General features: G+C 51.8%; 22 protein-coding genes and 1 pseudogene. 19 read left to right on the top strand and 4 right to left on the bottom strand.

Annotation, left to right across the window (positions count from 1 at the left end; translation table 11 throughout):
- The first annotated feature begins 35 nt into the window (after positions 1–35).
- From GYMC10_RS19775 to GYMC10_RS19745, 7 genes are all read left to right on the top strand, one after another.
- On the top strand, positions 36–617 hold the full coding sequence (locus GYMC10_RS19775) for an AAA family ATPase (protein WP_015736188.1): 582 nt from the start codon (positions 36–38) through the stop codon (positions 615–617).
- Positions 618–749: 132 nt separating this feature from the next.
- Positions 750–1,469, top strand: coding sequence for a DsbA family oxidoreductase (locus tag GYMC10_RS19770; protein WP_015736187.1), 720 nt, complete (start codon positions 750–752; stop codon positions 1,467–1,469).
- A gap of 103 nt (positions 1,470–1,572) precedes the next feature.
- A complete protein-coding gene (locus GYMC10_RS19765) occupies positions 1,573–2,400 on the top strand; it encodes a GNAT family N-acetyltransferase (RefSeq protein ID WP_015736186.1) in 828 nt (275 codons plus the stop codon).
- An 18-nt stretch (positions 2,401–2,418) separates the two neighbouring features.
- The gene (locus tag GYMC10_RS19760) at positions 2,419–3,018 is read left to right on the top strand and encodes a DUF4269 domain-containing protein (RefSeq protein ID WP_015736185.1); all 600 of its coding nucleotides are present in this window, start codon (positions 2,419–2,421) and stop codon (positions 3,016–3,018) included.
- On the top strand, positions 3,011–3,481 hold the full coding sequence (locus GYMC10_RS19755) for a DinB family protein (protein ID WP_015736184.1): 471 nt from the start codon (positions 3,011–3,013) through the stop codon (positions 3,479–3,481). Before GYMC10_RS19760 ends, GYMC10_RS19755 begins: the two co-directional genes overlap by 8 nt.
- Positions 3,482–3,506: 25 nt before the next feature.
- Positions 3,507–4,151, top strand: coding sequence for a TVP38/TMEM64 family protein (locus GYMC10_RS19750; protein ID WP_015736183.1), 645 nt, complete (start codon positions 3,507–3,509; stop codon positions 4,149–4,151).
- Between the two features lie 105 nt (positions 4,152–4,256).
- Positions 4,257–4,574 (top strand): hypothetical protein, encoded by a 318-nt coding sequence (locus GYMC10_RS19745; protein WP_015736182.1) that lies wholly within the window; start codon positions 4,257–4,259, stop codon positions 4,572–4,574.
- A gap of 103 nt (positions 4,575–4,677) precedes the next feature.
- Here the strand turns inward: GYMC10_RS19745 and GYMC10_RS19740 are convergent, their stop codons facing one another.
- From GYMC10_RS19740 to GYMC10_RS19730, 3 genes are read right to left on the bottom strand one after another with little or no spacing between them, the layout of a single operon-like run.
- A complete protein-coding gene (locus GYMC10_RS19740; RefSeq protein ID WP_015736181.1) occupies positions 4,678–6,735 on the bottom strand; it encodes a CotH kinase family protein in 2,058 nt (685 codons plus the stop codon).
- Positions 6,736–6,753: 18 nt separating this feature from the next.
- Positions 6,754–7,464 carry a DUF4956 domain-containing protein gene (locus GYMC10_RS19735; protein WP_015736180.1) on the bottom strand — a complete coding sequence of 237 codons (711 nt, stop codon included), beginning with the start codon at positions 7,462–7,464 and terminating at the stop codon, positions 6,754–6,756.
- Between the two features lie 3 nt (positions 7,465–7,467).
- Entirely contained in the window at positions 7,468–8,181 is a 714-nt protein-coding gene (locus tag GYMC10_RS19730; RefSeq protein WP_015736179.1) for a polyphosphate polymerase domain-containing protein, read from the bottom strand.
- 266 nt (positions 8,182–8,447) lie between these two features.
- Between GYMC10_RS19730 and GYMC10_RS19725 the strand changes: the two genes are divergently transcribed.
- The 4 genes from GYMC10_RS19725 (at position 8,448) to GYMC10_RS19710 (ending at position 12,231) form a co-directional block, all read left to right on the top strand.
- A complete protein-coding gene (locus GYMC10_RS19725) occupies positions 8,448–9,791 on the top strand; it encodes a sensor histidine kinase (RefSeq protein ID WP_261979326.1) in 1,344 nt (447 codons plus the stop codon).
- A complete protein-coding gene (locus tag GYMC10_RS19720; protein WP_015736177.1) occupies positions 9,788–10,426 on the top strand; it encodes a response regulator transcription factor in 639 nt (212 codons plus the stop codon). The genes GYMC10_RS19725 and GYMC10_RS19720 overlap by 4 nt, the downstream gene beginning before the upstream one ends.
- A gap of 184 nt (positions 10,427–10,610) precedes the next feature.
- Positions 10,611–11,570 (top strand): DoxX-like family protein, encoded by a 960-nt coding sequence (locus GYMC10_RS19715; RefSeq protein ID WP_015736176.1) that lies wholly within the window; start codon positions 10,611–10,613, stop codon positions 11,568–11,570.
- Positions 11,554–12,231, top strand: coding sequence for a DUF4166 domain-containing protein (locus GYMC10_RS19710; protein WP_015736175.1), 678 nt, complete (start codon positions 11,554–11,556; stop codon positions 12,229–12,231). Before GYMC10_RS19715 ends, GYMC10_RS19710 begins: the two co-directional genes overlap by 17 nt.
- Here the strand turns inward: GYMC10_RS19710 and GYMC10_RS19705 are convergent.
- Positions 12,221–13,513, bottom strand: a complete 1,293-nt coding sequence (locus GYMC10_RS19705; protein WP_015736174.1) for an MFS transporter — start codon at positions 13,511–13,513, stop codon at positions 12,221–12,223. The genes GYMC10_RS19710 and GYMC10_RS19705 overlap by 11 nt on opposite strands.
- A gap of 157 nt (positions 13,514–13,670) precedes the next feature.
- On the opposite strand from GYMC10_RS19705, the gene GYMC10_RS19700 reads away from it, so the two are divergent.
- From GYMC10_RS19700 to GYMC10_RS19670, 8 genes and pseudogenes are all read left to right on the top strand, one after another.
- On the top strand, positions 13,671–14,426 hold the full coding sequence (locus GYMC10_RS19700; protein ID WP_015736173.1) for a DUF2087 domain-containing protein: 756 nt from the start codon (positions 13,671–13,673) through the stop codon (positions 14,424–14,426).
- Positions 14,427–14,454: 28 nt separating this feature from the next.
- On the top strand, positions 14,455–14,808 hold the full coding sequence (locus GYMC10_RS19695; protein ID WP_015736172.1) for a GIY-YIG nuclease family protein: 354 nt from the start codon (positions 14,455–14,457) through the stop codon (positions 14,806–14,808).
- Between the two features lie 150 nt (positions 14,809–14,958).
- Positions 14,959–15,807, top strand: coding sequence for a DegV family protein (locus GYMC10_RS19690; RefSeq protein WP_015736171.1), 849 nt, complete (start codon positions 14,959–14,961; stop codon positions 15,805–15,807).
- Between the two features lie 127 nt (positions 15,808–15,934).
- Positions 15,935–16,090, top strand: coding sequence for a hypothetical protein (locus tag GYMC10_RS32590; protein ID WP_009593107.1), 156 nt, complete (start codon positions 15,935–15,937; stop codon positions 16,088–16,090).
- A 160-nt stretch (positions 16,091–16,250) separates the two neighbouring features.
- The gene (gene nagZ / locus GYMC10_RS19685) at positions 16,251–17,594 is read left to right on the top strand and encodes a beta-N-acetylhexosaminidase (protein ID WP_041622024.1); all 1,344 of its coding nucleotides are present in this window, start codon (positions 16,251–16,253) and stop codon (positions 17,592–17,594) included.
- A 204-nt stretch (positions 17,595–17,798) separates the two neighbouring features.
- A pseudogene (gene rpoD / locus GYMC10_RS19680) lies at positions 17,799–18,743 on the top strand (RNA polymerase sigma factor RpoD); the annotation flags it as partial.
- A 201-nt stretch (positions 18,744–18,944) separates the two neighbouring features.
- Positions 18,945–19,967, top strand: coding sequence for a UDP-N-acetylmuramate dehydrogenase (locus GYMC10_RS19675; protein ID WP_041622023.1), 1,023 nt, complete (start codon positions 18,945–18,947; stop codon positions 19,965–19,967).
- Positions 19,968–20,093: 126 nt separating this feature from the next.
- Positions 20,094–21,023: a manganese-dependent inorganic pyrophosphatase gene (locus GYMC10_RS19670; RefSeq protein ID WP_009593146.1), complete on the top strand. Its 930-nt coding sequence runs from the start codon at positions 20,094–20,096 to the stop codon at positions 21,021–21,023.
- Positions 21,024–21,099 lie beyond the last annotated feature (76 nt).

The raw sequence follows: 21,099 nt of genomic DNA, 5'->3' as shown, positions 1-21,099 counted from the left end.
ACACAGTGAACCAAATGCGGAGGAAGAACGAGAACATGAATCATGGCCGTGCTATAAGAATCGGGATAGGCGGGGGGACGGGCAGCGGCAAAACGACGCTAAGCCTCCAACTCAAGCAGAAGCTTGTCGAGTATCGGGTGGCGCTCTTTCATATGGACAAATATTATAAGTCCGTCAGACCTATGTCTAAAGCGCCCTTTACGAATACAGTCTTTGAGGATTTTAACCATCCGGACGCCGTCAACATCCAGCGTCTGACCGATGAGATAGAACAAGCCGCCCGTTGCGGTGACCATGATGTCATCGTCATTGAAGGGTTTCTTCTGTATCAATTCGAGGATCTTCGAAACTCCCTGGATCTGAAGCTGTTCGTCGACTGTCCCGCGGATGAAAGAATGCTTCGAAGAAACCGGCGGTTCATGGAGAAGGGTCATCGCGAGGAAAGCGTGATACAGGAATATTTGCAGCTTGTGCGATACAGGCATGATCAATATGTCGAGCCTACCCGTTGGCATGCGGATTTGGTGATGAACGGCTCCGTGGAGGGGAAGCTTGGCTGTGCGGTTGTAATGGACTGGATTCAGGCCAGGGTACAAGATAGCAGAAAGCATCGCTGAAGGCTGTTTACCGTGTGCTCATATCATGGATTACCGTGCAGCATTGCTGTTTTCATATGTAGTGTTGATATCAGGGCGAAAGCGGGTTACAATTAGTAAGTTGGTATTCCTGCTCGCTAGGAGGCGAATGAAATGAAAGTTGAAATTTGGTCGGATTTTATGTGTCCGTTCTGTTATATTGGAAAGCGCCGGTTCGAATCGGCATTGGAGCAGTTCCCTCATAAGGATCAGGTTGAAGTGGTATATCGCAGCTTTGAGCTTGATCCGAATGCGTCGTATATGCCCGGGGTGTCCATGGACGAGTTATTGGCGGCGAAATACGGCATGAGCATAGAGCAGGCCAAGGCAGCTAATGCCAACGTGACTCAACAAGCGGCCGGTGTTGGACTTACCTACCACATGGACCGCGTGATCCCTGCCAATTCATTTGATGCTCACCGACTGGTTCATTTTGCTGCGCAGCATGGTAAAATGAAAGACATGACGGAGCGGCTGTTCCGCGCCTATTTCACGGATGCCGAGAATCTGGAAGATAAGAACCTGCTCGCCGATCTGGCGGCGGAGGTCGGACTGGAGCGGGAGCAGGCTATGGCGGTGCTTGAAAGCGATGCTTTCCAATCCGAGGTACGGGCAGATGAAGCCGCAGCGACGAATCTTGGAATTCGGGGAGTGCCGTTCTTCGTGCTCGGAGGCAAATATGCCGTGTCCGGCGCACAACCGCTGGAAGTTTTCACGGATGCACTGGACAAAGCCTATCGTGAAGCGAATCCCCTAGTCATGGTGAACGAGTCCGACAGCAACGACGGCATGTGTGCCGACGGATCTTGCGATCTGCCGGGCAGCGCGAAATAAACCATACACAGCAAGCCTAGAGCCCGAAGCATCCGTACACGATCTTCGGGCTCTATTTATCACCGACCCTTAATGTTGAATACATAGAACATAGGAGGTAACCATGCTGCATCTTCCATCCGAGGAGCTAATCCATCGCATTCAACGTTCGGAAACGGAGTATATGTATGATCGAATGCAAGCCATCGAAGGCCGGACCGGAAATCCCGAAGGGATCGAGATGGTTCGTTTCGGACATGCGCTGTGTTTGTACAGCAAAACGATGCCTTGGCTTTCTTTTAACACGGTCAAAGGGCTCCGTTCGGAGAATCTGAAGGATCTGGACGCAATCATCGACTTCTATCATTCGCGGGACCGCAAATTCCAGTTCGAGATCGTGCCCGCCATGGTGAATCAGGCATTTCTCTCGGCGCTTGCCGATCGTGGATTCTTCCAATCCGCCTTTCATAATTCCATGTATATGAACCCGCAAGAACTGGTGGACATGCCGGATCACGGAATTGTGATCAAAACAATAGACAAAGACGAGTTTGAAGATTATGCTAAAGTTCATTGCCTGGGAACAGGACTGCCGGTGCAAGGGATCCCATCCGTAGCATTGAACAATCGCGTATTGCATGCAAGACCGGGCTGGAGGTTCTATATGGCTTATGTGGATGAGCAGCCGGCTGCGGCCGGTGTCATGCATATGAACCATTCCACGGCTTCGCTTACATTTGCCGCTACGCTGCCGGAATACCGTAGACGGGGGCTGCATCAGGAGCTGCTTCGCAGAAGAATACGGGACGCGAAGCGGGAGGGATGCAATCTGGTTGTCGGTCAGTGTGCCTTCTTATCCCAGAGCCATCGCGACATGGAAACCGTCGGCATGAAGCTGGGCTATGTTCGGACGACCTGGACCGAGCGTCAACCTGAAAGTTCAGCGGAGTAGGGCAGGTGGGAAACAGCGATGCAAGCAGAGTTGGATTTTTTAAACCTGGAGTATTTACGTCAAGGCACGGCCAAGCAGAGGCAGGCAGCTTCGGTTATAGATGAACTGGAACTATGGGAGCATTTGAAAGCCTGCAGTCCTATATTGGTGGGCACGATCCCTATAGGGATTGACATCGCTACAAGCGATCTCGATATCATATGTCATGTGACGGAGTTTGACCGGTTCGAGCGAGAACTCAGAGCGTCATACGACCGACTTGTTTCGGATTTCACATACGCTTTCCGAAGTGTGGGGAACGTAGAGCGAGCAGTAGCGCGATTTCGGTACAAAGGCTGGGAATTCGAGATTTTTGCCCAGCCGGTACCTTCCGTGAAGCAGAATGGTTACCGTCATATGGTAGTGGAATACAAGCTGTTGAAGCGGCTCGGCGAAGCTGCAAGAGAAACCATCATCGAGCTGAAGAGGGCGGGTTATAAGACGGAACCTGCCTTTGCGAAGCTGCTGCATTTACCGGGCGATCCTTATGAGGAGCTGCTGGAGATGTATCGCTGGCCGGTGGATCGACTGGACGCTTATATCAAATCATATATGGACAAGGAGAATGTATATGAATGACAAACAGCAGCTGTTAAACGAGTATTCGGAATGGATCGGCAAGGTGAAGGAGTTCGGTGTCCTGGAAGAGGGCTATTGGAATTCCCCGATTGCGGATGGGAAATGGACCGTGCGCGATGTGGTGTGCCATATCATGCGATGGGATGAGTATTTTTTTAATGAGGCTATCGCCAAAATCTCAACGGGAGATGCATTGACCGTCCGGCATCTGGATTATGACGCCTTCAATGAGGAGGCCAAGCAATATGCCAAAACGTTATCGACGGAAGCGCTGGTGGACCGGACGATAACCGCAAGGGAACAGCTGATTCGGACCATTGAAGCGTTGCCGGAAACGAAGTATGAGGAGCGGTACGCGGACGGAGACGGACATCCCTTTGAAGTGGCGCAATTTATGCGGGATTTCATCTGGCACGATAATCACCATCTGGCTCAGCTGAATCAGGTGGTGCAAGTCGGTTAGGACAAGCAATACTTAGCGGAAATGGGTGAAGTCATTGAATGGCTACTTGGACATCATGTCTTATTTTACACAGAGCAATCTGGAATGGTTTCTTGACCAGTTTCGAGCCTTAGGCCCTCTGCCGGGCATACTGCTGACTTTCTTGAAATCCTTTATTCCTCCGATGCCCACGATCGTGATCGTTGGCGTTAATGCAGCGGTGTACGGGCTGTGGGCGGGATTTCTTTACTCCTGGATCGGAATGGTGGCGGGATGCTTGACGACGTTTCTCCTCGTGCGGAAAATATCCGGTACTCCCCTGATCGAACGCTGGGCGAAAAAACCGAAGGTTCAGCGCGGCATGCGCTGGATTCAACGCAACGGCTTCAGTTATGTTTTTCTGCTGGGCATACTTCCCGTCGGGCCGTTTGTCGCTGTCAACGTGGCCGCCGGTCTGGCGAGAATGAACGTCATGTCCTATCTCATGGCCGTAACCTTGGGCAAGGGCATTATGGTGTTTTGCGTTTCATACATCGGGGCTAATCTCTCGGATTTTATGGCGGAGCCCTTCAAATTGCTCGGTGTCCTAGCTTTTATCTTGCTGTCCCTATGGGGCAGTCGGAAGCTGGATTCATACTTTGTAAGAAAACAATCGTTTCACGATCAAGAAGCTGAGCTCAACTCCAATTGAGCTCCCCGTTCCTGATCGTTCTACGGGAATGGATGCGGAGTCCTTGTATTTGCTGTATAATGGTAAAATATCCAGTATCGGCATGAATGAAAGGAGGAAGCATTTATGACCAAATTGGCCTCATCCATTCTGGAAATCATTCGAATGATGATCATTCTGATGGTCGTGACAGCGGTTCTGGGCAGCATAGAGCATCAGATCCTGAAGTCCTGGATTCCATGGGAAGGGTTATATTTCCTGTTTCTGTTTGCGGGAAATGTATGTTGGTTCCTGGTCCTCTATCGCAATCGCCTGCAATTCAGCGGCTGGTATCGTTCGGCGGAGACGCAGCGCAAACTGTCCGGAAATGCGACGAGAACCATCGTAGCGCTCGGCGCGCTCCTCATCGCGGCACCGGTTATTTTAACGTGGATCACCGCTTAATAGTTGCATGATTATGTAACGGATATCGGCTAATAACGATTAGCGCATATAAAAGGGACAGTTCCAAAGGTCGATGCCTTCGGAACTGTCCCTTGCTTGCTGATTACAATCTTTTTCGTTTATATAGAGTCACAAAAAGACATGAGAGCAGCAGCAGTACGAGGGAAACTCCTGCGTACAAGGCTTCCTGGGTGCTACCTTGCTCCTGGGCTGCTTCGTACGACCAATCGCCAGGCCGGCCCATTCCGCGTCCTCCCTGCATTTGACCGCCGAACTCGCCGCCGAACCCGTTCCCCATCTGGCCTTGAGGGAAATCCGGCATCTGCCCTTGACCATTCTGAGCCGGCGCTTGCGGCATGGTCGGTTGATTGCCGCCTGTAGAGGGCTGGTTCGGAGCTTGCGTTGAATCTGTAGAATTTTCCTCTGCGTTACTTTCCTCTGCATGACTTGTTGGATTAACGGCAGAAGCAGCATCCATCGCTGTTCTTTCGTCGGAACTGCTTGTGCCTGGTCCAACCGCCGATACAATCGACGAGACAGATTCATCCACGTCAGGAGCGTCGCCAGAGCCTTCCCCAATGCCGCTGGAAGTAACATCCGCGTTGCTGGAAGGAGCAAAAGCGGCACCGTCGTTGTTGGCGGGCGTGTTTTCGCCAGAGATGCCTCCGCCCGGGGCGTCGTTAGGGACAACGATCCCAGTCCCGTCAGTCCCGTTAGTCCCGCTGCCGGCTGTTCCATCCGGTGCCGTGCTTGTCCCGGTGCCGGTAGAGCTCTCCTGGGCGGCATCATTGGAATTCGTATTGCCGCCAGGTACCATCCCGTCACCCCCAGGTCGCACGCCGGCGCCGTCAGGCCTCATACCTCCTCCGCCACCAGGCCCCATCCCGCCGCCGCTGCCGCTTCCGTCGCCGGACGAAGGGATCGTCCCATCCAGCTGCTGCTGGATATTATCCATGGACTCTTCCGCGAATGAGGTCAATGTCGGGAGCGATTGCTCGTACTCCTCATAGGAGTAGAACGGTCTGGGGTCTTGCTTGACGTGATCGGATATCAATTCCTGCAATTGCGCTACCCGTTCCTCGAAATGGTCCTGCTGCATGTATCCCTCCAGCATCTCCGAGAGGATGGCATGGTAACGTTCCTTATATTCGTCAACCTCGAGCAGCTTGGCAATCAGGGGACGTTCCGCCAAAGCACCCTGAGTGGGCTCGTCAATCAGGATGCCGAAGCCCCCAAACCCTCCGAACGCCATGTTATAATCCCAGGGCAGGACGGAGAAAATGCCGTTGTTCTCATACAGGTAGTAGTTCTGTTTGTTCATCCCCAAGTAACTGTCCATATTGGAGGCAACGACGTTCAAGGCAACGTACTTGAGCACGTTATCGACATTCAGCACCTTCTCGTAATCGGTGCCGTTATTCAGCTCGTCGAGCATGTCGATCAACACATCGTCATTGGAGGACTTGGATTTCATGACAAGCCCGGTGTACGAATCGGGGTCGCTGCCGAGCCAAGACAGATCGCTGCCCGAGCCTGTCATCTGGGCTTTGTATAATGCGCCGTACGAATGATCGAAATGACGCTGCAGATAAGAATCGCCAATCTGTTCGATTGCGAGGTAGAAGCCCCATAATTCATCGTTAACGTATACATTGACGTAAGAGAAGCCGGGTGTCGGCAGACCGACGGATTCCGCCAACTCGTAGGTCAGGAATTCCCGCATATACGAGGCGTCGCTGTAGTTGTTGTTCAGATTGATTTTGCTGATCCCGTTCAAGGTTTGATTGAGATATTCGTCAAAGGAAATCTTGAAGCTGTAGCGGTCGGAATCGGAATTGACCACGCTGCGCAGGCTTAAATTGCCTTTGGTGCGAATGCCGACATGATCAAATTGCATGCCGTTGTAATTGACGGACGCTTCTTTGTATTCTTCAGCGCTGGCGTTGTCCAGCATATCCTGGAAATCCGCTTCGTCGATCGTGATTTTAACGTCAATGACCTTGTCCTTCGGAAAAACCGCGGAATCGATTTGCTCCTGCAGGCCATCGTTCTCAGAGCTTCCAGCCGTCCCGGCAACCTGTGTTGTCCTTTGGCAGCCTGTGAGCAGAAGGATTATGGCCAGCGCAAGGGACAGCAGGACTGTCGTTCTTTTCTTCATCATTTCTGACCACCGCCTGACTTAGGATACATAATCGCCGCTGTAACTGATCAGAACCGCATGTTGAACGCCCTGCAGCTGGGACAGCTTGTTCACGAATTGGCCTTCGGCATCGCGCAGCCGTACTTCCAGCGTCAGCTCGATGCTGCCTGGCGTCACGGTTTTTTGCTTCAGGTTGTAACGCTTCACAGCCTGACCGACTTGACCTTGAACGGCTTGCTCGGCCTGCTCGTTATCGCAATGGACGACCAGCAGGTAAGGGGTATCGACCGTCGCTTTCTTAATGAAGAAGAACAGGATAAGACCGACAACGACGGAGCCGATGGCAGCCAGCGTGTAGAATCCGGCTCCGGTTACGATCCCGGCAACCGCGGCCCAGAACAGGAAGATCAGATCGGTTGGGTCCTTGATGGGCGTGCGGAAACGGACGATGGAGAGCGCGCCGACCATACCGAGCGAGAGCACGAGATTCGAATTGATGGCAATGATGACAACGGCCGTGATCATCGTCATCCCGATCAGCGATACGTTAAAGCTCTTGGAATACAGAACGCCGCTGAAGACCCTTTTATAGAGCAGATAAATAAACAGCCCGATCACAAAGGCAACGGCGAGCGTGATCAAAATTTTGGCGATGCTGATGTCGGATACGAAATTTTCCATGACGGATTTTTTGACGATGTCCGAAAAATTGGTGGTGTTCGTATTGCTTGAAGTCGATGTGGTGTTCATGAACTATTGATCCTCCCATGTGTTATATTTCAGAAATTTACGGCACATTACATATTTGGATGCCGATTGCCGGTTGAGGCCTTCCAGCTGCAGCGCGATTTTGATGTAATCCGGAATGTACTCGTCGTATTTGACCTCGAGTATGATCAGATTCTCATCGATTGCCCGGATCGGCAGCAGGTTTCGATTGAACAGTTCCGTGGAGTGCAGGCCGGTTCTCAGCTCCTTGTCAAACGTAATCCGCACATTTCCGTTAGCGCAGACGTAAGGCTCGCGGACATAATCTACAATGACCTTGGGCCGCAGCAGCTTATGCTTCATCTCGTGGTACAGCTCCATCATCAAAGGCTTATCCGGCTGGTAGAGACAGTCGTATTGTCCGGCCATGATCTGATCGGTCATCTCCCTTGTGAGCGGCTCCTTCAGCTTGGCGATGTAATCCCGGAATTTGATTTTCTTCTCAAAATGGATCGTGTCGTCGGCTACGTTATAAATACGGATGCGGTATTTCACCCGATCCCGGACGCCCGCCAGCTTCTCGTATAGGGCTTTATTGTTGATATCATCAAAGTACAAGCTTCGAATGTGATATTCCCCGGCGGGTCCGGCATGCTGATCGTAGGTCACCAGATTTTTCAATCGTTGGCTGATGATCCGATATTGGTGAAGATTCACGAAGAACTTCAGCTCGTTCCGGTATTTTAATGGGGTTGTCATGTTTCCACCTCGTTTCTCTCTGTCTTTCGTATGCTTGTTTGCTTACGAGATCTATCCTATCAATCGTTCCTGATATCTTTCTTAAGCGCGGCTGAATGTAAACTGAATGTTTTCGCAATGTAAAATGAAGGTATTGAAGAAAGAAACAATTTCATATATCAGTGGTCTTTATTTCCTCGGCATAGGTAAGGAGGGAGGTCCCCCTGCTGGCGCATTTATGGTAGGATGAAACTATATTCGGGAAGAGAATGGAACGATGCGTCTTGATGTATTATGTGTTCGCGCTTTGGACTGCAGCGGCCGTGCTGCTGTTCAATCAGCCTCGAAGCGAGGTGAACCGCTGGGCGGCTTTTTTCCTGTGGAGTGCAGGGATCGGAGGGTTGACGGACTGGCTTGCGCCTACCGGTTTTATTGCGGCCGCCTACGGGCCGTGGATTCAATTCCTCAACCATACCCTGACACCTTACGGCGTGTTGATATTTTGCATGGTGTATACCGGCAGGCCCCGGCACCATAGGAGAAAACGTGATCTCAAAATAGGCCTGCTGCTGCCTGTGTTCGCGATGCTGATCCAGGTGCTCCTTACGAAAGATTACCGGATTCATTACGGATGGCTGTTCGTATGGACCGGCCCGTATTATGTTGCTGCATGCGCGCTGCTCGTGGGAGCCTTATCCTCTGAGAAGAACCCGCAGAAACGCAAAAGCATGTGGATTACCACCTGGATTATGGTGCCAACCTTGCTCGGTGTGATGCTGTTGATAAATGTAGGGAATGTCATCTGGCCCGGTTATGATTCATTCCGGTACGTATCCCTGTTTATTCTGTATTCGATGGGCGTTGCCGTCATTTGCACCTTTGTGTACGGCGTCCTGGGCGTCCGCCTGAAATTCGAGCGCGATCCGCTGGATCGCACGATGCAAGCGGTCAGCTCGGGTACAACGATGCTGAATCATACCATCAAGAACGAGGTCGGGAAAATCGCCATGAGCACCGATAACGTGAAACGGCTGCTGTCGCCGGACAACGAAACGGCTATGGAGCAGCTTGATGTCATCGCTAACGCTTCCAAGCATTTGTTAGCGATGGCAGGGCGCATGCAGCAGCAGATGAAGGCGTTTAAGCTGGTGGAACAGCCTGTCCGCGCGGATCAGCTGCTTGCTGAACTGCAGCTTCGCGAACAGGAGCAGCTGCGCGGGCATGGCATCGAGTTAAAGGTGCTGTGCCCTCAGCGTCCCTGGCTCCTGGCGGATGCCGTCCACTTGAAGGAAGCGATCAGCAATCTCATAAGCAATAGCGTCGAGGCGATGCCTGATGGAGGAGTGATCGCATTGACGGTAACGGCAGACCGCAAGGGAGCCGCGATTTCCGTCAAGGATAACGGCATGGGCATTCCGGAAGAGCAGCAGCCGCTTGTGTTTGAACCGTTCTACAGCACCAAGGGCCACAGGAAGTCAAACTTCGGACTTGGCCTTACCTATGCGTACAACGTGATGAAGAAAAGCGGCGGCTCCGTGGGATTGGAGAGCCGCGAATCGGTCGGTACCGAGATCACGTTGTATTTTCCCCGCAGCAAAATCATTCGTTTATCCGGGAGGGAAGAGCCTTGAATCGAATACACGTCTTTCTGGTCGAGGACGATCCGGATTGGATTAAATCAATGACCGTTTTTCTGAATGCGCAGGAGGATATGATCGTGGTCGGCGCGGCCGAGTCCCCCGAACAAGCGATTGCGATGGCGCAAGTCCTGTCCTTCGATATCGTGCTTATGGATATTCAGCTGACGGCGGGCCGACTCGACGGCATCTACGCGGCTGCAGAAATCCATGAACGAAAGCCCGAGGCCAAGGTGATCATGCTGACCTCGCTGGATGACGAGTTGGTGATCATGCAATCCTATACGGCCGGAGCCGTCAATTACATTGAGAAATCGAATTTCGAGGAATTGCCGGCCGCAATCCGAAGCGCCGTACATCAACCGGGATCGATGGAGGTGCTGCTCAAGGAATTTGCCCGCCTCAAGCGCGAAGAACAGCTGCGGAGCTTGACGCCGGCGGAACGTGAAGTGTTTGATCTGTTGGATGAGGGTTTCACCCATTCCCAAATGGAGAAGAAGCTGTTCAAAACCGAGAGCACGCTCAAGAATCAGATCAATAAAATTCTGAAAAAGCTCGGGGTGAGGAGCAGCAGGGAGGCCGTGGAGAAGGTCCGCCGAAAAGGGATCGTGAGAGAGAACGACAACTAGCTTCGGGACGGAAGACGGATCATATGGAAGAAATGGAAGAGGTACTACGAAACGTAGTACCTCTTCTTCGTTTGTTCTATAAAAGTGAGGTCTAACAGGGAATCCCCTTCAGCGGTAAAATGACTTGTAAATAGAGGGGCCCGGCAGTCATCGAGAAGGGTTATCCATTAGGAGCTGAGTGCGCATGAAGAGAAATCCGATCTATGTTGAACTCGACATCAACACGGATATGGAAACATTGTGGTCATTGACACAGAGACCCGAGCAACATCAACAATGGGATTTGCGTTTTTCCGAGATTCATGATTTGCCGCAGGCTGATTCGGACGTCCAGCGGTTTTTATACAAAACCCGCATCGGATTCGGACTGGAAGTTACGGGAACGGGCGCTACGAAAACGGCCGTGCACCCGAGGACCGGGAACCGGATCTCGGTGCTGCGATTCGGCTCGGATCAGCGCATTTCCCTGGTTAAGGAGGGGAGCGGCTATTGGAAATACGCCGACAGCGGCAACGGCGTCATCCGTTTCTCGACCCAATACGATTACAGGACGCGGTTCGGCATGCCGGGGGCCTGGTTTGACCGCCTGCTGTTTCGGCCTTTATTCGGCGCAGCGACGGCTTGGAGCTTCGATGTGCTCCGATTATGGGCCGAGAAGGATATTCCGCCTACGGTCACGATCCGGAAGGCAATCATCCACGCTTTAAGTGTGTTTATGCTGGTTGTTCTATGGTGCTATGAAGGACTGGTTCCGAAGCTTCTGTTCCCGGAAGCGGGAGAGCTTGATCTGCTGAGGCAGTCGGGTTTGGCAGCCGGTCGGGAAGGGGTAGTGCTGACCTTGCTCGGCATCACCGAGATCGGCGTCGGTTTATTGACATTGCTCTTTCACAAGAACCGGTTGTGGTACAGGCTGATCATGATCTTGCTTGCGATCTTGATGATTGGAGCATGGATGACGGATGCCGAATTAATGAAAGCCCCGTTCAATCCGTTAACGCTTAGCGGATCGATGATTGGATTCTGCTTCATGGCTTCGCTGTCCGCATCGGACTTGCCAAGCGCTTACCGTCCGGTTCGAAGACAAAGAACTGTCCGTGGGCATACATCCGGCAAAGGAGTGAATGAACATGACCTCGATCTATGAGCAGGCGCTTGGAAGCCAGTTTCACAAGCTTCATCCTAAAATCCAGGAGCGGTTCGGGTTTGACAGCAAGGATAACGTCGCTTCGATCGGCGAAGGCATCATGGAAGAAATCTGGTATGCTCGATGGGCTGCGCTGCCGCTGTATATAGGTACGATGCGGCATATCATGTTTCCTAACCGGGGGAAAGGGATCCCGTTTCGGATTGAGAACTACGCTTATCGGGATGACTGGGGAAGAGAAACGGTGACGTGGTGCCGAAGTTTTGATTTTCCTGGCATTCGAAGACGATTTGACGCCACGATGATTTATAGCGCACAGCGCAGCCGGGTCGTGGATTATTTGGGAAACAAACAGCACTTGGCAGTCGATCTTCGGATCGCTGCCGCGGAGCATGGCGGAATTCGCATTCAATCGGGGGAGCAGAGGTTTTATGAAGGGCGGCTGCAGTTTCGATTTCCCCGGTGGCTCACCGGAACGGCCGATGTATGCGAATGGTATGATGACGAATATCAGTTATATCGGATATCCGTTGAGGTGGTCAATCCGATATTTGGGCCTGTCTTCCGGTATAAGGGAAGCTTTCAGGCCCGGACCGTTCCTGCGGGCGAACGGGATGTCCCGCCCCATGTCAAACCGCTGCGGGTCGAGGCTAAAGAGTAGCGGAAGCATCCGGGGAAAGACCGCTGCCCTTGCGTTCGCGGAACATTCGGTAATATAGGAACGAGGAAACGACGTACAGCGTTCCGGTAATGCAGAAGGTGATTGCGTATCCCCAGTAGCTGCCGTATGTGGTGACCAATTTCGACTGTACAGGCCCCATCGTCGCCCAGCCCAGCATAAAGGCGGTTTGCGTGACGGAATTGGCGATGCCTCTCCGGTGATCCGGTACGCGGTCAATCAGAATCGACGACTGTATCGGATTGGCCGCATTCATCAAGGCTTGACGGAACAGGAAGCCGACCGATGCGATGAGGAGGACATTCGTGAAGCCGGTTAACAACAGGAAGGGCAAGGATAGGACTTGAAAGAGAACCACGGCTTTGACGGCTCCTACCCGATTCACCAGCGAAGGGCCGATCAGCATGGATACAATCGTCATGACTTGTCCGAGCGATATCAGAATCCCAACCGCGGATAACGATACCGAGAAACGGTTGGTAAAATACAAATTCAAATAAGGAACGACCAGTCCGGACCCGAGGCCGATTAACAGCTGGGCAAGCGCGAACTGCCCGATGACTTTGAAATCTCCGATCCCGGAGGCGGTAACCGCTCCTCCAGGGCGCAGGGGTTGATCCGGTATGGGTGCATCCAGAGGCCGTGCATGCGCGTCGTTCTTGTCGGTCGTGAACAAGAGCGGGATAAATGCCGCAAAGGTTGCCAGACCGCCGATGAACAGGGCTGTTTTCAAGCTGTCGACCTTGTTCAGGCCGAATGCCTGCAGGGCATCCGCCAGGAAGCCGCCTCCCATGCTGCCTAACACTTGAGAAGCAAGCACAAGCGAGGCATGGATGCTAAAGATGCGCATACGAGCCGATTTCGCCGTATTTTCCGCCAGAAACGGAATCGCCAGCACCTGAAAAAAGGATGCGAACAGTCCGGTGTATACCGCGAGACCAAGCAAGCTGAACTCACTCGCCAGAAAAGCTCGCGCAATCAGTCCGGCGCCGCTTAACAACGCGCCAAGGACCAGGATTCGCTTGCGGCTTCCGCGGTCGCCGATCAAGCCGATCGGGATAAACATCAATGCCGTGGCGAGGGATTGAATACTGACCACCGTTCCATTCATGGAGTCGTTATAACCCAGGCCTTGTATGTACAAATTGTAGAGCACGCTGAACATGCCGGTACCGAACTGATACAGCACGTTAGCTAGAAAAAACAGCTTGATGTTGCGCGGCCAAGAACGCATTTCTTTTGCCGACTGTTGTATGAATCCCATGATGATACCCCCTAAATTTTACAGCAGCAACCTCTATTCTAGCAGGTTCAACGGGAGGGAGGAAGAAATATTATGTCGTCGTGGAGCTTGATTGACATGCTATAGACAAAAATATAAAATGTCTATGTAAATAACTTTGGGGGGAGTGGTGTGTGCGATGGACCTAAATGAACGCTTCTGGAATGCTTCCATAGATGAACTTAAACAAGGCTATATCGACGAAGGCCCCGTCTGGGTATGTCTCTTGTGCGGCAAGACGCTGGAGAAGGGGATCATCTACCCGGATGAGGATGTGCTGTACGAATCGGAACGATACATGACCGTTCATATCCGCCGGGAGCATGGCTCCGTGTTTCAGTATCTGTCCGGCCTCGATAAGAAGCTGACCGGACTGACCGAGCATCAGAACCGGCTGCTGCAGCTCTTCTATCAAGGCATGAACGACAAAGAGGTCCAGCAGGAGCTCGGCATCGGCAGCGCGTCGACGATACGCAATCACCGGTTTGCCTTGAAAGAGAAGGAGAGGCAGTCCAAGGTGCTGCTGATCTTGATGGAGCTGTTGAAGGAAAAGGACAGCCATGCTCCGGCGTTCGTGGAAATCCCCAAGCAGGCCAAAATGATCGACGAACGCTACAATGTTACGGAAGAAGAGAGGCAGTCGATCCTGGCCAAGGCGTTCCCCGAGGGGACCGATGGCCCGCTGAAGACTTTTAAGCTTAAAGAGAAGCAGAAGTACGTCGTGCTGCGCGAAATCGCCGCCCGTTTTAAACCCGATGTCTTGTATTCCGAGCAGGAAATCAACGATACGATCGGAAGAGACAATCCCGATTATGTGACCATTCGCCGATATTTGATCGAATACGGATTTTTGGATCGCAAGGATGATGGAAGCCAGTACTGGCTAACGACATAGATGAAAGCAAGAAGGAGGCGTTAAGGCCATGAATCGCAGACAGGAACTGAATCAGATGTACAAGGAGATCAAGATTGAAGCTGGCGTGTATCAAATCCGGAACACGAAGAACGGTAAAATATTTGTCGCCGGAACGAACAATCTGAAAACCATGAACGGCAAGCGCTTCGAGCTGCAGATGGGGACAAGCTACAACAAGCCGCTTCAGCAGGATTGGAAGGAGTTTGGAGAGGATGCGTTTGTTTTTGAGATCCTGGAGAAGATTGAGCCGAAGGAAGACCCGTTCTTCGATTTGAAGGGAGCGGTCAGCAAGCGGGAAGCCTATTGGATCGAACGGCTGGAACCTTTTGGGGAAAAAGGGTATAACGGAGACGGAAAATAAGGCTTTTGTGTGGCGAACCCAGGCGTAGGACGTGAAATCATCCCCCTTCCATTTGCAATGCGCCGCAAGGGTAAGATATGATGAAATGGGCGGCTTAAATCGCTTCCATTCCTATTTCTTACTACACGAAAGCGAGACGTGAACACGATCATGAGATCCATTGCATGGGTAACCGACAGCACGAGCACGATCGACCCTGAATTCGCCAAGAAGCATCATATTTACATTGTGCCTTTGAGGTTGATTCTGGGCCAAGAGGCCTACAGGGAAGGAATCGACTTATCGGCAGAAGCCTTTTATGAACGGATGAAAGACGAGCCGAAAGTCAGCAGTTCCCAGCCTCCCATCGGAGAATTCATTGAGCTTTACGAAACCCTGAAAGTGAAGTATGACGATATTATTGCGATTCACTGTTCTTCGGAGCTCAGCGGAACTTTGAATTCTTCCCTGCAGGCGGCCGAGATTGCCGAGGTACCCGTGGTTGGCATCGACTCTCAAGCGGGAGCGTTTCCGGTGCGCGAAATGATTATGTCCGGCATTCACTGGCACAGCCAGGGGGATACCGTACAGGTGATAAAGGATAAAATTCAGACCATGGTGCACAACATGTCGTTCTATCTCATACCGGCAAGCCTGCATCGACTTCATATCAGCGGCCGGGTGTCCGGCACGCAGCTGCTGCTGAGCAATTTGCTCCGCATACATCTGCTGCTCCGTTTTGACGAAGGCAAAGTCATTGTGGAGGAGAAGATCCGGACGTTTAAGAAAGCCAAGCAGAAAATGATCGATATCATGAAAACAGACATACAGAAAATTAAGAAGGTGTGCATCATGCACGCGAACAACGTGGAAGAGGCCGAGGAGATCCAGAAGGAAATCAGCGGGGCCCATCCGTCGCTTAAGACCGAAATCATGACCTTTATCCCTGTTGCAGGCATCCATGCAGGCGAAGGCACCATTGCCATGTCATGGATTAAACACCATCCTGCCTATTCTTAGTTATACTTCCGCCCCAGCCTGCAGATACTATTTGCAGGCTTTTGCTTTGCTTATCGATTCTATTCTGCCCTCCATGGTTTTATTATGTAATAGTAGGGATGAACCCAAGGAAAGGAATGAGGCAGACATGAAGGTTATTATCACGCAAGCCGAGGCGATGCAAAAGAATATATGGGACGATATCATGCTGATGTTCGGAAGAACGGACGAGGATGAAGTATGGGAGACGGAGCAGTTTATATTGACGGAGGAGCAGGCCCGTCAGCTCGGACTGCTTAAATAGAAGAGGAAGGGCCGCCATCGCTGCGGCTCTTTTCTTCTTGTTTTGCAACGGGGGGCTTTCGTTGTGGTTCGTTTTGGCCCTTAACGAAATCATGTTATGATGGAAGGACTCTGCGGGACAGAGGGCGAATACAGTAGTGTGAACATGAAGGAAGGTGACAATGTTGAAGCGAAGGACACCATGGATGAGCTTAACGATGCTGGTTGTCATCTTGCTGCTGGTTCTGGCAGGTTGCCAGGGCCGTTCGGAGACGGGGAATGCGGGCAATGATGGCCAAGGAACTTCGCCATCGGAGGTAGGACAGGACCAGAACCCGCCTTCTCAAGAGAATGACAACGAAACCGAGCCTCCATCAGGCAGTGCCGACAATGAAAGTGAGGACGGCAGCCTGCCTCCGAACGAAATCGAAGATGAGATCGCTGAGCTTATGAACGACATGACTGTCGAGGAGAAGATCGGCCAGCTAGTACTGGTCGGACTCGAAGGAACGGCCATCGATGAAACTTCGCGTAAATTGGTGAAGGATCACCATGTTGGCGGGTTTATCCTCTTCAAAGACAATATAGAGAGCCTAGAGCAGTCGGTAAAGCTGCTTAATGATCTGAAGGAAGCCAATGCTGCCAATCCGGTGCCCCTGTGGCTGAGTATAGACGAGGAGGGCGGACGGGTTACGCGTTTTCCCGAGGAATATGTAAAGCTGCCGTCAAGCGGCAAAGTCGGAAGCAAGGGGGATCTAGCGCTCACGAAGCGCGTTGGCGGCCTTATCGCGCAGAAGGTTGCGGGACTCGGGCTCAATATGGTATTCGCCCCGGTGCTGGACATTCATAGCAACCCGAACAATCCGGTCATCGGCGATCGATCCTTTGGCACTACGGCGGAGACCGTTACCAAGCATGGGATTGCCTCCATGAAGGGGATACAGGAGAAGGGAGTCGTTCCCGTCGTGAAGCATTTTCCAGGGCATGGCGACACTTCGGTCGATTCCCACCTCGGTCTGCCCGTGGTGGAACATGACTTGAAACGTCTGCATGAAATGGAGCTGGTTCCGTTTCAACAAGCGATTAATGAAGGCGCCGATGTGGTCATGGTTGCGCATCTGCTCATGAAGAGCATTGATCCGGATACCCCATCCTCGTACTCGAAGCCCGTGATCAACGATTTGTTACGGGAAGAGATGGGATTTAAGGGAGTTGTCATAACGGACGACATGACAATGGGTGCTATATCCGGCAGCACGGACGTAGGTGAGGCTTCCGTGAAGTCCGTTGTCGCAGGAAGCAACATGGTACTGATCGGACATGAATATGCCCTGGAGGAAGCCGTCATCCAGGCATTGACCAAGGCTGTCCGGAGCGGCGTGATCCCGGAGGAGATGCTGAACGACCGGGTAAGGGCGACGCTTGAGCTAAAGCACAAATATGAGCTAAGCGATGATCCCGTGAAGGCTCCCGATATAAAGCCGTTAAATCAGCATACGAAAGCAGTACTAGATCAAATGAAGTAAACGTAACATATATAATAGGAATATATAAAAACCCGATCTCAGAGTTGAGATCGGGTACAACGGACTAGAATATATTAGAAGTTGATATAGTCTATAAAATATGCTAGAATGAAGGATAAATAACTATTGGTTTAATGTCATAATGATCTAATGCTAGATTAGCATGAAAATATGGGATTGTCAACAGGGGGGCATAGAATGGAGAACCGTCAGAGTGCGGATTTTGCATTGGAACGCGAGGTTACGGATACAGAGAAATCGGCTAATTCTCCAACAGAGGATTTTTCGGTTCACGACGATCTCTCGCTTCCGCCAGGCATCAAGATTAGCGATCCAGTTCGCATGTACCTGAAAGAAATCGGTCGTGTTCCCCTCCTCTCAGCCGATGAAGAAGTGGAACTGTCCAAACGTATAGAGGAGGGAGATGAGGAAGCGAAACGCCGTTTGGCCGAAGCGAATCTTCGTCTCGTTGTTAGTATAGCAAGACGCTATGCCGGTCGGGGAATGCAGTTCCTTGATCTGATCCAGGAAGGCAACATGGGCTTGATCAAAGCGGTGGAGAAATTCGACTACTCCAAGGGCTTTAAGTTTAGCACCTATGCCACTTGGTGGATTCGTCAGGCGATTACCCGCTCGATCGCCGACCAGGCCAGAACCATCCGGATTCCGGTGCATATGGTGGAAACGATCAATAAACTTGTTCGTGTCTCCAGACAGCTCCTTCAGGAGCTGGGCCGCGAACCGACGCCGGAAGAAATCGGCAAGGAGATGGACATCTCACCGGAGAAAGTGCGCGAGATCCAGAAGGTATCTCAGGAACCCGTGTCCCTGGAAACGCCTGTCGGAGAGGAAAGCGACTCCAACCTGGGCGATTTCATCGAGGATCAGGATGCGTTGGCACCGGCAGATGCGGCGGCTTTCGAGCTGCTGAAGGAACAGCTGGAGGAAGTGCTCGATACGCTTACCGAGCGTGAAGAGAACGTGCTTCGGCTTCGCTTTGGACTCGAGGACGGACGGACCCGCACGCTGGAAGAAGTGGGGCAGGTGTTCGGCGTAACGCGCGAACGCATCCGCCAGATCGAAGCGAAGGCGCTCCGTAAATTGCGTCATCCGAGCCGCAGCAAGCGTCTCAAGGATTTCCTCGAATAAATTTTGGTAACGGATCATCTGATGATGAACGAATCCCTGGTTACGGTCTACGAGCCGTAATCCAGGGATTTTTTGCTATATGGCCAGGATTTCGCCCCAGATTGACACCATCCGAGTAGTTGCATCATAATGATGTAACATCCCCACATTTAGTAAGGGTTGTTGTGCCTAATGTGAAGAATAGGGAGTGACATGTCTACGATGACTTTACATACATCTGCTATTGACCGATTGTGCAAGCGCAATGTGGAGCTGTCTGCCTTTTCGACGTACGGGATCGGCGGTTCAGCCAATTATCTGGCCATGCCTGAAACGGCAGCCGACCTGGCGGAACTTTTGCAGGATTGCAAAAAACGCGGGTTGCCATGGTACATTTTCGGCATGGGCTCCAATATCCTGTTCCCGGACGAACCGAAACGCGATCTGGTCTTTATCTCGCTCAAAAACCTGGTGGAGCTGCAGGTTGCGGGAGACAAATGGTACGTTTCATCCGGAACGCCGATGTCCCTGCTTTCCTTGATGGGGTTAATGGGCGGAACCGATTTGCTCGACTTTACTTTTTTGCTGCCGGGCTGCGTAGGCGCCGGCATCTATATGAACGCCAAATATAATGCGCGCCAAATCTGCGATATCCTGGATACGGTATATTATATCGATACGATGGATCCGGGCCTGAAGGTGCAGTCCATTGCGGCGGGGGATTGTTTATTTGCATACAAGCAATCCATCTTCCAGCAGCATCCATGGATCATCGTAGGCGCCGATCTCAACATACCGGTCAGCTCGGAGGAGCAGATCCATTCGACTTCGGCGCTGCTCGCGGAGTGGAAGAGCCGCGGCAGCCATCCGTCCTCGCTGCCGTCCTTTTTCTCGTTCTTTCTGGGCGAGGTCCATGCTTTGGCCGGAAGGGGAATCGAGACGCCGCAGTCGATGCTCGACATCATCAAGTACCGGACGAGTAAGCGTCATTTCGACTATCCGTCCTGCGGTTCCGTATTCAAGAACAATTATGATTACGGGGTAGCCGTAGGCTCGCTCGTGGACCAGCTGAATATGAAGGGGACCGAATACGGAGGCGCCATCATTTCTCCGCACCACGGCAACATGATTCTGAATCAGAAGCATGCAAAGGCAACGGACATTCTGTACTTGATGAATCTGATTTCGGAGTCGATCAACAACCATTTCGGGTTCGTTCCGGAACCGGAGATTGTATTGGTATAAACGCTCTCTGAAAATAATCTCTGTAAAGGAATTGGAATAAGTAGAATTTAACGCTATAATCAGATAGGTGATCATCTGTTTATTGGTATAAACGATGAAATTCATGTTGCGAGAGGGGCATTAAATATGGCTAAAACTTTAATTTTTGGACACAAAAATCCGGATACGGACACCATCTGCTCTGCTATTGCATATGCTGACTTGAAGAACCAGCTTGGTCTGTCGGCCGAGCCCGTGCGTCTTGGTGACGTAAACGGCGAAACGCAGTACGCGCTCGATTTCTTCAAAGTAGAGGCGCCTCGCCTCGTTGAGACGGTTGCAAACGAAGCGCAGGACGTCATTCTCGTGGACCATAACGAGCGTCAGCAAAGCGCCAGCGACATTGATCAGGTTCGCGTAATCGAGGTTATCGATCATCACCGCATCGCTAATTTTGAGACAAGCCATCCGCTGTACTACCGTGCGGAGCCTGTCGGCTGCACTGCTACCATCCTGAACAAGATTTATAAGGAGAAGGGCGTAGCCGTTCGCAAAGAAATTGCCGGCTTGATGCTGTCCGCGATCATCTCGGACTCCCTCTTGTTTAAATCTCCAACCTGCACGGACGAGGATGTGGCTGCTGCTCGCGAGCTGGCTGAAATCGCCGGCGTGGATGCCGACAGCTATGGTTTGGACATGCTCAAGGCAGGTGCTGATCTGAGCGACAAAACCATCGCTCAATTGATCTCCCTCGATGCCAAGGAATTCCAAATGGGCGGTGCCAAAGTCGAAATCGCCCAGGTCAACGCGGTGGATACGAATGATGTATTGTCCCGCCAAGCAGAACTCGAGGATGCGATTCAATCGATTATTACGGACAAAAACCTGGACTTGTTTGTCTTCGTGGTGACGGACATCCTGAACAACGATTCCATCGCGCTGGCGCTCGGTAAAGAGTCCAAAGCCGTGGAGAGAGCGTACAATGTATCTCTGTCGGAGAACAAGGCGCTTCTTAAAGGCGTGGTTTCCCGTAAATCGCAGATCGTTCCGGTTCTGACCGAAGCATTCAATCAATAATAGCTGGTTATTGGAACAAGCCTGACCATCGACTGAGGAATCAGCGGGGCGGGCTTGTTTTTGTTTTGCTGTTTTC

The organism is Paenibacillus sp. Y412MC10, assembly GCF_000024685.1.
In the GTDB taxonomy this organism is placed as follows: Bacteria; Bacillota; Bacilli; order Paenibacillales; family Paenibacillaceae; genus Paenibacillus_AQ; species Paenibacillus_AQ lautus_A.
The sequence above is the reverse complement of the archived record's forward strand: the minus strand, read 5'-3'. Positions and strand labels throughout refer to the sequence as shown.